Origin of the sequence: Chryseobacterium sp. CBSDS_008 (genome assembly GCF_049959325.1) — a bacterium.
Classification (GTDB): Bacteria; Bacteroidota; Bacteroidia; order Flavobacteriales; family Weeksellaceae; genus Chryseobacterium.
The window spans coordinates 448,876-462,208 of sequence record NZ_CP188202.1 but is presented as its reverse complement, the minus strand read 5'-3'; the positions used below and the strand labels follow the sequence as shown (position 1 = coordinate 462,208).

Annotated in this window: 18 protein-coding genes, 1 tRNA gene and 1 riboswitch; of the genes, 4 read left to right on the top strand and 15 right to left on the bottom strand. The window is 31.1% G+C overall.

The window, feature by feature from the left end; all coding sequences use genetic code 11:
- Positions 1 to 58: 58 nt before the first annotated feature.
- Positions 59 to 244: riboswitch (cobalamin riboswitch) on the bottom strand.
- A 195-nt stretch (positions 245 to 439) separates the two neighbouring features.
- Entirely contained in the window at positions 440 to 901 is a 462-nt protein-coding gene (locus ACP3T3_RS01985) for an Lrp/AsnC family transcriptional regulator (RefSeq protein WP_426478262.1), read from the top strand.
- A gap of 88 nt (positions 902 to 989) precedes the next feature.
- Here ACP3T3_RS01985 and ACP3T3_RS01980 read toward each other — a convergent pair whose 3' ends face one another.
- The 3 genes from ACP3T3_RS01980 to ACP3T3_RS01970 all read right to left on the bottom strand — a co-directional run bounded on the left by ACP3T3_RS01980 (position 990) and on the right by ACP3T3_RS01970 (position 2,901).
- A complete protein-coding gene (locus tag ACP3T3_RS01980; protein ID WP_426478261.1) occupies positions 990 to 1,532 on the bottom strand; it encodes a hypothetical protein in 543 nt (180 codons plus the stop codon).
- 108 nt (positions 1,533 to 1,640) lie between these two features.
- Positions 1,641 to 2,024: a VOC family protein gene (locus ACP3T3_RS01975; protein WP_426478260.1), complete on the bottom strand. Its 384-nt coding sequence runs from the start codon at positions 2,022 to 2,024 to the stop codon at positions 1,641 to 1,643.
- A gap of 4 nt (positions 2,025 to 2,028) precedes the next feature.
- A complete protein-coding gene (locus tag ACP3T3_RS01970; protein WP_426478259.1) occupies positions 2,029 to 2,901 on the bottom strand; it encodes an alpha/beta fold hydrolase in 873 nt (290 codons plus the stop codon).
- A 282-nt stretch (positions 2,902 to 3,183) separates the two neighbouring features.
- On the opposite strand from ACP3T3_RS01970, the gene ACP3T3_RS01965 reads away from it, so the two are divergent.
- Both ACP3T3_RS01965 and ACP3T3_RS01960 read left to right on the top strand, forming a co-directional pair.
- A complete protein-coding gene (locus tag ACP3T3_RS01965) occupies positions 3,184 to 3,327 on the top strand; it encodes a bacteriocin-like protein (RefSeq protein ID WP_002980068.1) in 144 nt (47 codons plus the stop codon).
- A gap of 27 nt (positions 3,328 to 3,354) precedes the next feature.
- Positions 3,355 to 3,501, top strand: coding sequence for a bacteriocin-like protein (locus ACP3T3_RS01960; RefSeq protein ID WP_426478258.1), 147 nt, complete (start codon positions 3,355 to 3,357; stop codon positions 3,499 to 3,501).
- Between the two features lie 326 nt (positions 3,502 to 3,827).
- On the opposite strand, the gene ACP3T3_RS01955 is transcribed toward ACP3T3_RS01960, so the two are convergent.
- Positions 3,828 to 4,067, bottom strand: coding sequence for a hypothetical protein (locus ACP3T3_RS01955; RefSeq protein ID WP_426478257.1), 240 nt, complete (start codon positions 4,065 to 4,067; stop codon positions 3,828 to 3,830).
- A gap of 19 nt (positions 4,068 to 4,086) precedes the next feature.
- Entirely contained in the window at positions 4,087 to 4,716 is a 630-nt protein-coding gene (locus tag ACP3T3_RS01950; RefSeq protein WP_426478256.1) for a hypothetical protein, read from the bottom strand.
- Between the two features lie 1,189 nt (positions 4,717 to 5,905).
- Here ACP3T3_RS01950 and ACP3T3_RS01945 point away from each other — a divergent pair.
- Entirely contained in the window at positions 5,906 to 6,010 is a 105-nt protein-coding gene (locus ACP3T3_RS01945) for a hypothetical protein (protein ID WP_426480022.1), read from the top strand.
- A gap of 96 nt (positions 6,011 to 6,106) precedes the next feature.
- Here the strand turns inward: ACP3T3_RS01945 and ACP3T3_RS01940 are convergent.
- The 10 genes from ACP3T3_RS01940 to ACP3T3_RS01895 form a co-directional block, all read right to left on the bottom strand.
- Positions 6,107 to 6,191 (bottom strand) — tRNA-Ser (locus tag ACP3T3_RS01940).
- Positions 6,192 to 6,385: 194 nt separating this feature from the next.
- On the bottom strand, positions 6,386 to 6,880 hold the full coding sequence (locus ACP3T3_RS01935) for a hypothetical protein (protein ID WP_426478255.1): 495 nt from the start codon (positions 6,878 to 6,880) through the stop codon (positions 6,386 to 6,388).
- Between the two features lie 136 nt (positions 6,881 to 7,016).
- Positions 7,017 to 7,499 (bottom strand): hypothetical protein, encoded by a 483-nt coding sequence (locus tag ACP3T3_RS01930; protein ID WP_426478254.1) that lies wholly within the window; start codon positions 7,497 to 7,499, stop codon positions 7,017 to 7,019.
- A gap of 59 nt (positions 7,500 to 7,558) precedes the next feature.
- Entirely contained in the window at positions 7,559 to 8,149 is a 591-nt protein-coding gene (locus ACP3T3_RS01925) for a hypothetical protein (RefSeq protein ID WP_426478253.1), read from the bottom strand.
- A gap of 57 nt (positions 8,150 to 8,206) precedes the next feature.
- Entirely contained in the window at positions 8,207 to 8,725 is a 519-nt protein-coding gene (locus tag ACP3T3_RS01920) for a hypothetical protein (RefSeq protein ID WP_426478252.1), read from the bottom strand.
- 154 nt (positions 8,726 to 8,879) lie between these two features.
- On the bottom strand, positions 8,880 to 9,551 hold the full coding sequence (locus tag ACP3T3_RS01915) for a hypothetical protein (protein WP_426478251.1): 672 nt from the start codon (positions 9,549 to 9,551) through the stop codon (positions 8,880 to 8,882).
- Positions 9,552 to 9,790: 239 nt separating this feature from the next.
- Positions 9,791 to 10,465, bottom strand: coding sequence for a hypothetical protein (locus tag ACP3T3_RS01910; protein ID WP_426478250.1), 675 nt, complete (start codon positions 10,463 to 10,465; stop codon positions 9,791 to 9,793).
- A 222-nt stretch (positions 10,466 to 10,687) separates the two neighbouring features.
- Complete coding sequence (locus ACP3T3_RS01905) at positions 10,688 to 11,176, bottom strand: hypothetical protein (RefSeq protein WP_426478249.1); 489 nt, start codon at positions 11,174 to 11,176, stop codon at positions 10,688 to 10,690.
- A gap of 530 nt (positions 11,177 to 11,706) precedes the next feature.
- Positions 11,707 to 12,297 (bottom strand): hypothetical protein, encoded by a 591-nt coding sequence (locus ACP3T3_RS01900; protein WP_426478248.1) that lies wholly within the window; start codon positions 12,295 to 12,297, stop codon positions 11,707 to 11,709.
- A 113-nt stretch (positions 12,298 to 12,410) separates the two neighbouring features.
- Positions 12,411 to 13,319, bottom strand: a complete 909-nt coding sequence (locus ACP3T3_RS01895; RefSeq protein ID WP_426478247.1) for a hypothetical protein — start codon at positions 13,317 to 13,319, stop codon at positions 12,411 to 12,413.
- Between the last annotated feature and the right edge of the window lie 14 nt (positions 13,320 to 13,333).

The following is a 13,333-nucleotide window of genomic DNA, read 5'->3' as shown; positions in this document are numbered from 1 at the left end:
GAAAATACATGAATCCGATATATCATCTGTATGACCCAAAGCTTCAGGCCGCGAAAGCATTGTCAATTCAGTAAAGGCAGGTCTCCTGACTTGTAACAGTTTCTGCCATCCTTCCCGCTTTTGGCAGTGGATCTGCAAGGACAAAAACCTTTGGTGTGTTACTTACAGTTGCGCGACAGTTCGTGATTTGCACACGATTCCCTATTAATCTACCTTAAGTAAAACCTTTCCTGTTTGATGAAGTATTTATAAAGAACTGTACTTTTACTTTTAACAGTTGTCCTGAGTAAAAGTTTTTAATTTTGGGTAAAGGTAAGAATACAGAATAAAGTCACAATTGATAAGAAATATTTAAGCAAATTAAACTTTTAAAAACCATAATAAAAGCATATAATTCTATAACTTTGACTGTTTTTATAATTTAAAAGAAAAATATTCTGTGGAACAACTCGATGATAAGGATGTACAGCTGCTCAGGCTGCTCCAGAAAAATGCCAAACTGACTGTTAAAGAGCTTGCGAAGGAAGTACACCTTTCCACTTCGCCTGTTTTTGAAAGGGTGAAAAGACTGGAACAGGAAGGCTTTGTGAAAAGATATGCTGCGGTTCTTGATGCCGAAAAGCTCAACCGTGGATTTACGGTTTTCTGCCAGATTAAACTGAAAATTCACGACCGGTCTGTAGGTTATGATTTTGTAAAAGAAATTTTAGAAATTGAAGAAGTTGCGGAATGCTACAATATTTCCGGAGATTTTGATTTCCTTCTGAAGGTTCAGGTACGGGATATGAAACATTACCAGGATTTTGTATTCAATAAGTTAGGATCTGTAGATTCTATCGGGAGTACTCACAGTACTTTTGTGATGGCTGAAGTGAAAAATAACCATGGATTAACGATATAGATTTATCTTAAAGTTTCCTGCCCTATGCCCTATAAACAAAAATCCGCCAAACATGACAGATTTTATGTTATTTTGAATATTCCAGCCGTTAATTGGCAGCCGGATCAATAAGTTCTGTGGTTAAGCTTAGTGATTTCAACAGGTTTTTACTGTCAAAAAACAAAGTTGCATAATGTTTTCCTCTCTTAAAAACCAGCTTTGATCCTCCTGGGAACTCACTGCCTGAAGATAGTTTCTGTGTTTTTGCATTGTATTTACTGAATTTGGTTTTGCTATCCTGTAATGTACTTTTATTCATGATAAGACCGAAAGGCAATCCTTCTATGATTACAGGTTTATTGTCTGAAGCAGTAAAAAACATTTCATTGACAAGATTATCCTTTCCCAGACTACAGTAAAGCTCCAGCCCAGTATTCATAGGCCACTTTGCATATTTTTCACCATTGGCATCTTCATAAAAAACCGTTTTCACATTCAGTGCTTTTGAGATTTTATCCGTAGTCTGCGGAAAGACAAATTCTGAATTTTTATTCAATAAAGAATTTAAGGCAGCTGTTTTCTGTGAAAATGCGGTTACACTTAATAGTAGAGAAAATACTGTTAGGATGAAAGTTAAAGATTTCGTCTGCATGAAAAATATTTTAAAATTTTAATAATTTGATGACTAAAGGTATTAAAATTATACAATTAACCCAATATAATTCTATCAGGAAACCTTACCATTGAATTCTCATTTTGCTTATTCCTTTTGCTGCAGATTGAACACCGTGCCCGCCGGATCGGTAATCCAGTGCATATTTTCAGGAAGTTCTTCAATTTCGTCACAGGTTTCCACACCATTCGATTGTAAGTATTCTGTTGCTGCTTGTACATCAGGAACCGTAAGCTGTAACCAGGTTTCAGAATGGGTATAGTTGTCTACACAATCCAGCCAGATAATGTTGTGGCCAAATTCTACTTCGTGTGTTCTGGAAACAGTAGGATTCTTTATGGATTTTTCTTCAACATTTAATTTTAAAATATCCCTGTAAAAAGCAACAGTCTTTTCATATTTATTTTTTGGAATTTTTATGGCGATATTAATTCCTGCTTCAAATTTTGTATTCATAATGTTCGCTGTCATCAGATTATTTTAAAAACTCATTCAGATAGTTCAGAATCAATGCGGTCTGCATTATCAGACTCACATGGGTCTGGCCCGGAGCAATAGCCATCTGAGATTTTGGCATTGCACCCATATCTGCAAAAACGTCGCCGCCCAATAACTTATAGGTTTTCGAAAGCTCTGTTTTATCCAGTCCATCATTATCCCCGGCTATGATTAAAACAGGCACCGGAATTTTAGAAATATTATCATCGCCAAGATCGAAAGGCTGCCTTGCTGAAGCCATCATCTGCTCCAGAAACTTTGTCCATTTTGTTTTATCAGGTGCCACGGCATTATACGCAGTATGCATAGGACTGTTTGTAAAGAGTTCGGGCTTCATTCCTTCAAGTGCTTTATTTACTTCCGGCAGCCAGCCCTTAGTTTTATATGTTGATGAAATAATAACCAGCTTGTTCAATCTTTCCGGACTTTGTATCGCCAACTGATATGCCACTTCTCCTCCAAAGCTGTACCCGGCTACATCTGCCTTATCAATTTTCAGATAGTCCATTACTTTTGTAACATCACTGGCTAACGCAGCATGTGATAATTTCCTTTCTGAAAACGAAGTATGTCCGTGACCCTGTAATTCAAGTGCTATTACTTTTCTGTTTTTTGACAGTTCCGGAATCAATTCTCCCCAATTGGTATCAATTGTCATAAAAGCGCCATGCAGTAAGACAATGGGTTTACCATTACCGTAGATTTCGTAATAAACTTTGATCCCATTAACGGGTGCAAAGCCACTTTCAGAAGGCTTTACTTTCTGTCCATATACAAGGGAGACAGCAGCAAGAGCGGTTAAGATCAGAAATGATTTTAACAATGCAGAGGATTTGAATAAATTTTTCATATTATTATTGGATTTGGTCAATTAAACTTTTAATCAAAATTAGCAAGTCATTATGAAATATTACTTGCCACAGGACAAGATTTTACTTAACAACATCAATTCTTTGAATCCTATTTAATAATGGTATTACCGCATTCTTGCTTACATCATATTTTACCTGATTCAGAAAATTAAAGGTAAAATATCAAATAATTCATTGATTTAAAATAAATATTTTCATAATAATTCTATAACAGTTGATAAAAAATGAGTAATTTCGGAAAGAACTAAACCTAAATTATTATGAAAAATTTAAAAAAAATCGAAAGACAGGAATTGAAAACAATTAAAGGTGGTATTGACTGCAGAGGCGGCCAGCTATGCTTAATCGGTGGTAAATGGCAATGTATGCCATACGACGGATGTGGTGGTGGAAACCAGCCTTAGTTTTACGTTTAATGCAATTACTTGACAATGAAAAATTCTAAAAAAATTTCAAGAGACCAGTTGAAAAGTATTAACGGAGGAGCGTTAAGCTGTTCTGAAGCATGCTGCCCACCTCCCGGAATCAAAAGATGTCCCTGGGTGATTTGTGTAGCACCATGTGAGATATTAAGTTAAAAAAAGACTGTATTCTCCAAATAACAGCCTGTCGTTCTTATGAATTGCAGGCTTTTTTATTTTAAATATCAATTTACTTTTGTGTCAGCCCACTTCCTACCTAAAATTGTTGTAACCTGTGCAAACTTTTTAAATTCGTGCTTTTTATTATGATGTTAAAAGATCGTACTTTATTTAAAGTCCATTTATGAAAAAATAGCAAATAATACATAATATCACATGAACATTGTTGCTCAGGGATTTAGACTAAAAATAAAATTATACACATATAAGAAAGGGCGCTGAAAATTCCAGCGCCTCTTGTTATAATATTATATATGTATTTTTTATTTTTTCGAAAAAATACTTTTGAATAAATTAGAAAAAAAATAAGGAGTTCCGATACCCATTTTCTTAGTTACTGGAAATAAGAATTTAATTAAAGGGATTAAGGCAACTAACGCAAATATTAATATGTATATATTATAAGGGCTAGATCCATTAATATTGCTATCTCCTACTAAATAAAAAATAGATAATCCCAAAATAAAAAATACGATAAATACTATTAAATTTCCTTTTTTCATAATTTATAGTTTATAATTATTATACTAAAGCGCAATATGCTGCAATACCAGCATACCAACCTGCTACTCCCCAAGGTCCCGTAAAGCCAGAGACAACTGCACCACTTACTCCAAGAGCAGAACCTGCACTAGCAGAAAAACATTGACTCCACTTTTGACGTGCAACTGCGGCATCCATCTTCGTATATGATTCTAAAAAGATTACATCTACTCCAGTTTTAGTAGCATTAACCGCTAATTTAAGTCTAAACATTTTATTTCCATCTCCATCTAAATATAAAACATCTGAGTAATCACCTTCTTCTACAGGCTGAACAATAAAATCAACAACACCGTCATTCTGTGTTGAGTAATAGATCTTACCAGCTTCATCCACTCCGGTCAAAACACTTGTTTTCTTTTCATTACCAGCAAAATCTAGTTGCTTAGTAAATTCAAAAGTATAATTAGGTGATTCACTTTTTATTGGAGCGATATCAGTAATATCTTTCAATTCGATATCATTTCCAATTCTTGTTCCTGTTGCGAACATATTTGCTTTTGTGCTACTTTCTAAATTTTTGTCTGCAGGAGAATTGCTTAAAATGTCATCATTCCCATTACAAGAAAATAAAAAAAGAGCAGAAAGTACAAATAACGTTTTTTTCATGGTTAAATTAAATTTTTTGTTAAAATTAATGAATAGATATCATCAAATTTCCAAATTATAATTAATAGCAAAATATAGGAGATAGTTATATTGCAGGTTAATTAGTTTTTTAGCGTTTTAGATTAATTCTATTCAACTTTGTTCCCATGTTTCTTTATATTTAAGCATGAGAACAGGCCAAAGATATAAAATTTTCAATACTACACAAAAGAATTTCTCTGAATATAAAATAATTTCTCACCATTAGGTGGGGAAATTTTAATTTGTAATCATAACACTATGGAACCTTGTAAACACGCTTACTGCGCTGTATTTAGATGTGTGTTTAATTATAAATACGTAAAAATAGGACTTTGTAAATTTAACCACCAAAAGATAACTCAAACAAATTGAGAGAGTTTCTTATTGCATTTTGTAAAAGACATATATTACTTCTTGAAGAACTTAAGCATGATAAAGGCAATCTGTTTAATAGACTTTTTTCACTTTATGATGACTTAATAGCCGCTAAAAAGGGCTGAAGTCATCAAAAGAAATATTAAAATTTTTTAGCTTTTTTTATATTCAATTATCCTAATAACTCTATTTCTGTCCATAAAAGTGGCTATAGTCGATAAAAAAACTCCTAAAAAAAGAGCTTTGTGACCCCCAAAGACATAATCATCAAACATTTTTATTGAAGATTTAACCAAATTCTTAATATATGTGTTAAACAATGAGTGCTAAAGTTTTTTTTTGGGGGGGAATTAAATTGACAAATTTTTGAATCATGCTAAGCGATCACGACCTTCTTAAATTATTACTTCCTGAAAACCTCTCAGAAATCTTTATCCCTAGACGAAGCAGCTTTATCTGACGGAGAGTTTTATACCTTTCTTATCTCTAAAAAAGCAAGAGGAGAAAAGGAAGTATTGCAGGCATAATAAAAGGTACTCAGAGTGATTTTGTAATCATACATCTTTAAAGATCAACAGAAAGCTGCGGATGAAGGTCGATGAGATTACTTAACCGATGACTTAGAACAATTTATAACCAGAGAATTCCAAAATCTGTAGTGATGACTAAGCTCGCACATTGGTTTAAAGATATGGAAGAGCCAGGCTTTACTTCCTTTAGGACTCTTAGAAGGACAATAATAAATCATTAGAAGGATATTTTGAGCTATTTTGATCAAAGAAACACGAATGCTGTGGCAGAATCTTTCAATGCGAAAATAAAGAACTTTAGGATGCAGCTCAGAGGCGTAAAAGACAGAACATTCCTTCTCTTCAGATTAACCAAACTTTTTGCTTAGTCCCCAACTTTTGCGCTTGATCCCAAAAAGGCCTCCTGCACTATCATTATGACAAAATAAAAGAGCTACAAATTTTTAATTTGTAGCTCTTTTCTGCGGAGAGTGAGGGTTTCGAACCCCCGGACCTGTTACAGTCAACAGTTTTCAAGACTGCCGCAATCGACCACTCTGCCAACTCTCCCTGAACTCCGGTAGTACCGTTGTTTTCAGTGGTGCAAATATAGAAAGTTTTTTATTATTGGCAAAATATTTTTTCAAGAAATTCGCATTTCTGCCGTTTTGAAAAAACACCATATTTTTAAACAAGAAAAAATACAGGTATTAAAAACTCAGCATCAGACATTTAGCTCCTTAGCCTATTTTTCAATACATATTTTAACCATAATAATATTCAGTTGTGACATCGCCTGTAAAAACCGGATACACGTCCTGCTTCTCCATATGCAGCTCAAATAGTCTTTCACCATTTTTACTTCCACCCCGTATTTTTAAAGAATACCAACCATTTTCCAACGGTAAAGTAATACTGTTTTCATCATTAATTGTGGTAATATCTTTTAAATACCCGATTCCAACAATTTTCACTTCATTGTCAGCGGTCTGAAATATCCAGCCTCTTGATTCCACTGCAATTTCTTCATCATTAAAAATCTTTTCATCATTCGTTGAAACCTGAAAAGCATAATAATCTTCATCTACCCCAATAATGGGAATAGCGATTCCGGATCTGGTTATTTCATCTCCATGTTCATTTTCTACAAAATATTTTAAGATATTATTACCTGCAAGATGATTTTCCTGCAAATAGTTTGCTAAAAGCTGCGGACTAAATATCACGAAACCTTTAAGTTCTGAGAATATTTTCTTCATATATATATTTGATTTGGATTTGGATTAAATTTTATTTATTGTTTCAATAACTTTGGTATTTTTTCACATTTCCTATTGTTTAATGACATTACTAAATTTATATACGACATTTACTTTTTTAATTGTTAATTATCAATCAGCTACCTTCCGTAAGAACTCTCTGAGCAGATTTCTGAAAATCCGTATCATTAAGTAACTTCTTTAGTATTTCATTTCTTTCATCTATGTCAGAAATTTTCCTGATAATGTCAAAAGCATTATAACGTATATCGATATCTTCATCTATGTTTAAAACCATATTTTTTGCGATAGTTCTTATTTGAGAATATTCTACAAAGTTTACCATCGCACTGGTTGCATAGTTTTTAACATCATAATCTTCTGTATTTTCGATAACTCCAATGAGGGTTTTCTTAATCTTGTCTTTTATATGACCCGGAATTTCAGCAATTTCTAAAATTTTCAATGCTTCAATACGGGCCAAATCATATTCTTCTTCATCTTGAATAATATGATCGAATAAGTCCCATTTGGATGGCTCATCTTCAAATTCAATTTTCTTTAAAAATTCTACTCGATCCCAGTCATGTAAATTGAAATACTCTGATTTGATTGACATTATTATAATTTTTTTCAGTTTAAAGCACATCAACTTAATCTCAGTCAACCTGCTTCACTTTAATCACTAACTTCTTCAAGCCAATTAAGATACCAACGTTCAAAAGACATTGTCAAGCCATTATCATCTAGTAAAGGATTTATTCCTCCATAATCAGCTCTGTCATCAGTCCAAATTTTTCCATATTCCCTTCCATTTACAACCAACAGATAAGTACAACCATGTCCAATGTGGCAAATCTGCAAACACCCATTTATATGGCTAGTATCCATATATGGATTTAACTGATTTTCATCCGGACGCTCTCCACTATCCCAATCAATATCAAAAATCCAGTCTTCATTCCAGCTTTCAGAATAAGGAAAAGGTATTGATAAGTCAATCGCAGGTTTTGTTTTAAGCTTAAAATCAACCATTGATTCCTGTAATGATAAAAGCCCATAATCAGGCCCAATGCAACCATTCCCAATTTTTGTAATAAAGTCTCTGTAATCTTCAGGAAACTTAATTTTATTGCTACTCTCAATGGAAAAAACTTCTGACTCAGGAATAACAGGATTAAGAAAAAACTCTTTTGGTATTATTGTATTTAATTTTTCCGGGTTAACCTTAAGGAAATTTAATTTTTCTTTTATGTAATCTATGTTCATACATAAATCTAATTTATGGTAATTCTACATCAGCCGATAGTATTTCGTCAGATTTAGTTATCCAGTAATTTTAATTGGTTTATCTTTTCTTTTGAAATCAAACCAGAATATTTTACTTTGCCCCATACTTTTTAAATAAAAAATGTCCTTGTAAAAAGTTCCCGCACCTGAGTAAACTCCTTTCTCATAATCAGCATCATTCTTTAACATATTAAGCAGTGCATTAAAAAATGATTTAATATTTTTTTCAGGAGTCTTGCTTATCATTCTTAATGCTGTCTGTTCAATATTATCTCCGTCTTCTCTACCTCCAGTTCCCTCTATTGTATAACCATATATTTCATCACTATAGAAACTTATCTTCTGTGAAACGTCAATTAACTTTGTGGATAGAAAAAAACAACTATAACTTTTATTAATGTCAATTTCTTTAACATTATTTTCTAACAAAGTATACCACACTTTTCCTGAATCTCTATATTCAATATATATATAAACTTCATACTTATCTAAAAGAGGTTTAGCATACTCTATTACGTTATCAATTGTATTTAAAATATTTATTTTGTTTGACATTCTACTAATACGAATACAAAAATTTTGAATCTAATTATTCCACTTTAACTAATTGATTTTTATCATTATAAAAATCTGTTTTAAAGGTTTTCGAAAAAACTGCGATGTGTATCTTTGCAGAACCTGGGCTTTATCTTTTTATAATATCTATAAATTAAATAACCGATATATTTTTTAATCCTAATAACTCAATTCCTTCCAAGTCTACATTTTTACATTTTTCTAAAAGCAAATTTTCAATACTCTTCATTTGCTTAATTGTTTCTTTTACATGAATTAAAGAATTACAACTTTGAATAAATACTGTTTTTAATTTACCACACTTTTCAATTCCTTTAATAGAGATAAAAGTTCCACGTATGATACGCAAAAATTCTAAGTTAACAGTTTCGCTTAGAAAAGATAAATCCTCAGTTTTTACATTTCCAATTAATAAACGATTTAGTGACTTTAAGTTTTCCCAACCTTCTAAACCTTTATAGTAGCCAATATTAAGAACTTTCAAATTAGGTATCTTTGATAAATCAAGATTAAAGTCTGTACCAGCACTCCAACGGAAATCTTCCAATTCTGACAAATTATACAAACCTGTAATATTAGATTTTTTAGCGAGCGGAACTAGCCAATGAAAAGTTGTAATAAAATTTCTTCCCTTTAAAAAATCAAAATTTACCACTTGTTTTGTATCAATATCATCAGTCGATATACATACCTCATTAATATTATTTTTTTGAGCATAGTCCAAACCTTCCTCAATGTGATCATAAGAAATCGTTATTCCTTTAAAATGAGATGTTTCACCAAAATCTACTTTATATTTTTCCATAGAATATACTAAAATCAATTATAATTTATGGTAATTCTATATCTAACGATAGTATTTCATCAGATAAAACCTCCAACCTTGGAGTTTTTTCAAATTCTTTAACAGCTTGAAACAGTCCTCTTCACTCAGTTTTTTCCATCCGGAGATTTGTTTTTTAATGATCCAATGTTATCAATATTTTTCTGTATCTTTTGAGGTATGCTGCTCATTTATTCTTCTTCAATTTCATATTTATCAATCTATTTAATAATTCTTACATTCATTCTGTCTTTTATCTCGTCTATAAATTCATAATCATCAATTTTTTTGCACTTTTCAATCAAAAGATCCCTCAGTATTTCCAATTTTTTGATGGCTTGTATATTTTCTAAACTATTGTTTTTCACTAAAGCTAATTCTTCCAATGGAAGATTTTCTATTCCATCCAGCGTTTCTATCTTCGAATTGTATATATGGAGAACTTTCAGATTTTGCAATTTGGAAAGTTCACGAAGGTTCGTGTATACAAACTTTGTAAGCACCAGACTTTGTAATGAATAAGCTTCATTAAAATTAACTAACCCTTTCCAATACTCACTACCGAGATGTTTAATTTTATGGAAATTTGATATATCAATTGAAAACATTTGCTTTTCTAAATAAATCTTTTCGAGGTTTTGCAGAGAATATATTGATTCTATATTTATAACATTTTCTATTGCACTTAAAGATATGATTTTCAAATGATCCGAAAGTTTTTCAAATTCTTTAAAATCTACTTTGGACTCAGTATTCTCGTGTCCTAAGAATCCTCTTACCTGAATTTGAGCAATTTTTAAATGCTTAGCATATTCTGTACCTTCTCTTAACTGATTAGCGTGGATAACTATATATTCACCGTCTAAATTTTTTCTTATCGTTTTATCTAGTAACATTTTATTCCTACTGTAGTAATTTCTTTGTTAATTTATCAATTGGGCAGAGATTCTACTTGGAAATAAATGGTAGGATATGCAAGGTTAGTGGATGGTGCATTCCTTCATTGATATCCCCTTTCTCTTCTAGCAATTAAATGCTTACCACTTCCATTGGGAAAATATTTTTAAATGCCTGAGAGGTAGTATTTTTTCTCCTTTTCCAGAAATTTCTATGTATCTTTACGTTGTTTTTCTATCATTAACAATTTTTTGCTCTTTAATTTCTTCAAATCTCTCCTCAAGCAATGGAATAAATGCTACTGCATCAAAATCCTGAAATTTAGTTTTGTTTTTTAGTATAACTTCTTCAAAATAACTGAAAACATCATCACAAATTGCTTTTCTGGTTTCATCCTCAGTTAACGATTCATATTTATTGGCAACAAGCATTTGATCTATAACCAGTTTATCATCTTTTTTTATATATCTGGAGAATGATTTTAAATTACCAATTTCTATATTTTCAAGAAGAAAAAGCCTTAGAATAGTACCGAGTGTAATATGACTATATTGGGCGTTTAATGTTCTCAATTTTGGTGCTATTTGGTCTTGCCAATAATAATCATTTAATCCATCAAGAATGTAATTGATCACGTTGTTGTTAATAATAGCTTTTTCAACTGTTTCTGCTCCTTGAGATTCAGAAGTAATTTTCAAAAATAAACCCATAATTTATTAGATATTTCAACTTACAAAGTTTATCACCCTTGAATACAATTTATTTGTGTGATAAAAATTTAGAATAAAAAATTTCCAATTATTTTTACATTAAAAAAAGTATACTACTCAATAGCTTTTACTATTCTATTTTCCAAGTCAATAGGAAACCATACTATAGAAAACTCATATTGATTCATATTTTCCCTTGAAATAGGCACTTCCTTTTTTTGTACTAAGGTCTCTCAATCTAAAATCTCCATCAGTTCCAAATACCATTTTAAGATTTCCATAATCAGAATCTTTAAACTTATCATGGTTTTCAGTTTGTCCTATTAATTTCCATCTTTTTTCACAATCCCATCCCAAAATATTTGCAGTGGAGAAAACAGAATACCTAAATTTACAATCTCATCAATATCTGTTTTTGCAGAACCAATTTCTTAAATATTTCTACTAAAACAGATGAACTCGTTTCAATAACTCTTTCAAATGCAAATTCCTTATCTAAATCTTTATCTGATAATTTTGTTATATTTTTTTTAAAGAATCCTGTTTTCCTCATTAAATGCTATGAAGTCATTTTGTGACATGTTGTCAATTATATCTATCAACCTATCTTCTGCAGAGATTTCCTTATCATAAAATGGTTCAAGATATTCTTCGCTTTCATCATCATCTCCATCAGGATTATCCGTAAAAAACTCTTCGGATTTCAGATTATTGATTACATCTAAAGTATAATCTATTATTGATTTTATCTTCGACTCCTCTCCTTTTACAATTTTTATGATGTTGGTGGCAATCATGACAATATTCACCGCAATTGCGGCCTGATAACTACTGTATTCATCATCTTCAGGAGCTAACTGATCTAGATTATTAAACCTCTCAATATCTGAATAATTTAGCTCATTACCCATAAAAATATGACTGAAAACATAGTCTGAAAACTCAGTAAGCTGCGTACTCCCATTCTTAAAACGTTGAGCATAATCATAATCATCATCTTTAATTTCCTCTTCAAAAAGTTGATACAGGTCTTTAATTCTTATAAGTGATGACAGATTAAATTTGATTTTATTTTCTTTACTAAGGTTTAATGATTTTTCTTTAACTGAATTTTCGCTCATGTTTTTTGATAAAATAATTATTATGAAGTACAGAACCGCTCTTCACCCCTATATCAATAAGCTCGGATAAAAATTCTTTAATGACATTACTAAATTTATATATGACATTTACTTTATATTATTTTACTCTCTAATCTTTTGGTAAATTCATCATTGGGAAGAGATCCTACTTCGAAAATAAATGGCAGGAAATGTGAAATTAATGGATGGTTAATTCCTTCATTTGATAATCCTCTCCTTCTTCTGTCAATTAAAATACTTATCATTTCCAATGGAAAAATTTTCCAGCAATCATGATTAAAAGTATCCAGATAGGATTCTCCTTTATTATTTATGTGAAATGCAGCCATTTTTTCTAATACTTCATTCACAACTTCCGGATCTTCACTTAAGTAATTTTTAATAGCAAACTCATAATCTGCATGAACAGATACCTCTAGCATTTTTTCAAAAGAAGTATTATGATTACTCGAAATTAGTGATTTTAGTAATTGAAATACATCAGCGTAACTATAGTATTTATCATATTTTCTTTTTTCAGGAATAATCTTTTCGCTTTCATCTTTCAGGGTTTCATTATACTGAACGTACAGATAATCTAATGTATGATCTAATGCTTGCGGATAAAAGGAATATGCCAATAGAGAAGCAAACACGGTATCCTGAAAAAATTCTCCTTTTAACTCCTGATTTTCTTTATATGCTTTAATAAAAGCTAAATTAAGCCAATAATAAGCATCAAGTAATTTTCTGAAATTATTAATATCAGCCTGTTTATTAAACTCAACGATACTGCTTTCTGATCTTACGTAAAATATTTTTTGCAGAATGCCAGAGATAGAATATTTATTCTCAAACTGCATCCCAAATTCAGTAAAGGATTCAACAAATTCTTCTTTATCATTTTCAATAAAATCATTAACACAGTTATAAAAGAATTCAAAATTATTGTTTTTAGTTCTGCTGTTAAGATTTGATTCTGTTTTTTTAATTTGAATATCTAAATATTTTTTGTAATTCATATATATCTATAAAT

Coding starts and splice junctions, on each gene's coding strand:
- ACP3T3_RS01980 (WP_426478261.1), bottom strand. CDS start 1,532: ATGCAGACGAAATCTTTAACTTTCATCCTAACAGTATTTTCTCTACTA.
- ACP3T3_RS01975 (WP_426478260.1), bottom strand. CDS start 2,024: ATGACAGCGAACATTATGAATACAAAATTTGAAGCAGGAATTAATATC.
- ACP3T3_RS01970 (WP_426478259.1), bottom strand. CDS start 2,901: ATGAAAAATTTATTCAAATCCTCTGCATTGTTAAAATCATTTCTGATC.
- ACP3T3_RS01965 (WP_002980068.1), top strand. CDS start 3,184: ATGAAAAATTTAAAAAAAATCGAAAGACAGGAATTGAAAACAATTAAA.
- ACP3T3_RS01960 (WP_426478258.1), top strand. CDS start 3,355: ATGAAAAATTCTAAAAAAATTTCAAGAGACCAGTTGAAAAGTATTAAC.
- ACP3T3_RS01955 (WP_426478257.1), bottom strand. CDS start 4,067: ATGAAAAAAGGAAATTTAATAGTATTTATCGTATTTTTTATTTTGGGA.
- ACP3T3_RS01950 (WP_426478256.1), bottom strand. CDS start 4,716: ATGAAAAAAACGTTATTTGTACTTTCTGCTCTTTTTTTATTTTCTTGT.
- ACP3T3_RS01935 (WP_426478255.1), bottom strand. CDS start 6,880: ATGAAGAAAATATTCTCAGAACTTAAAGGTTTCGTGATATTTAGTCCG.
- ACP3T3_RS01930 (WP_426478254.1), bottom strand. CDS start 7,499: ATGTCAATCAAATCAGAGTATTTCAATTTACATGACTGGGATCGAGTA.
- ACP3T3_RS01925 (WP_426478253.1), bottom strand. CDS start 8,149: ATGAACATAGATTACATAAAAGAAAAATTAAATTTCCTTAAGGTTAAC.
- ACP3T3_RS01920 (WP_426478252.1), bottom strand. CDS start 8,725: ATGTCAAACAAAATAAATATTTTAAATACAATTGATAACGTAATAGAG.
- ACP3T3_RS01915 (WP_426478251.1), bottom strand. CDS start 9,551: ATGGAAAAATATAAAGTAGATTTTGGTGAAACATCTCATTTTAAAGGA.
- ACP3T3_RS01910 (WP_426478250.1), bottom strand. CDS start 10,465: ATGTTACTAGATAAAACGATAAGAAAAAATTTAGACGGTGAATATATA.
- ACP3T3_RS01905 (WP_426478249.1), bottom strand. CDS start 11,176: ATGGGTTTATTTTTGAAAATTACTTCTGAATCTCAAGGAGCAGAAACA.
- ACP3T3_RS01900 (WP_426478248.1), bottom strand. CDS start 12,297: ATGAGCGAAAATTCAGTTAAAGAAAAATCATTAAACCTTAGTAAAGAA.
- ACP3T3_RS01895 (WP_426478247.1), bottom strand. CDS start 13,319: ATGAATTACAAAAAATATTTAGATATTCAAATTAAAAAAACAGAATCA.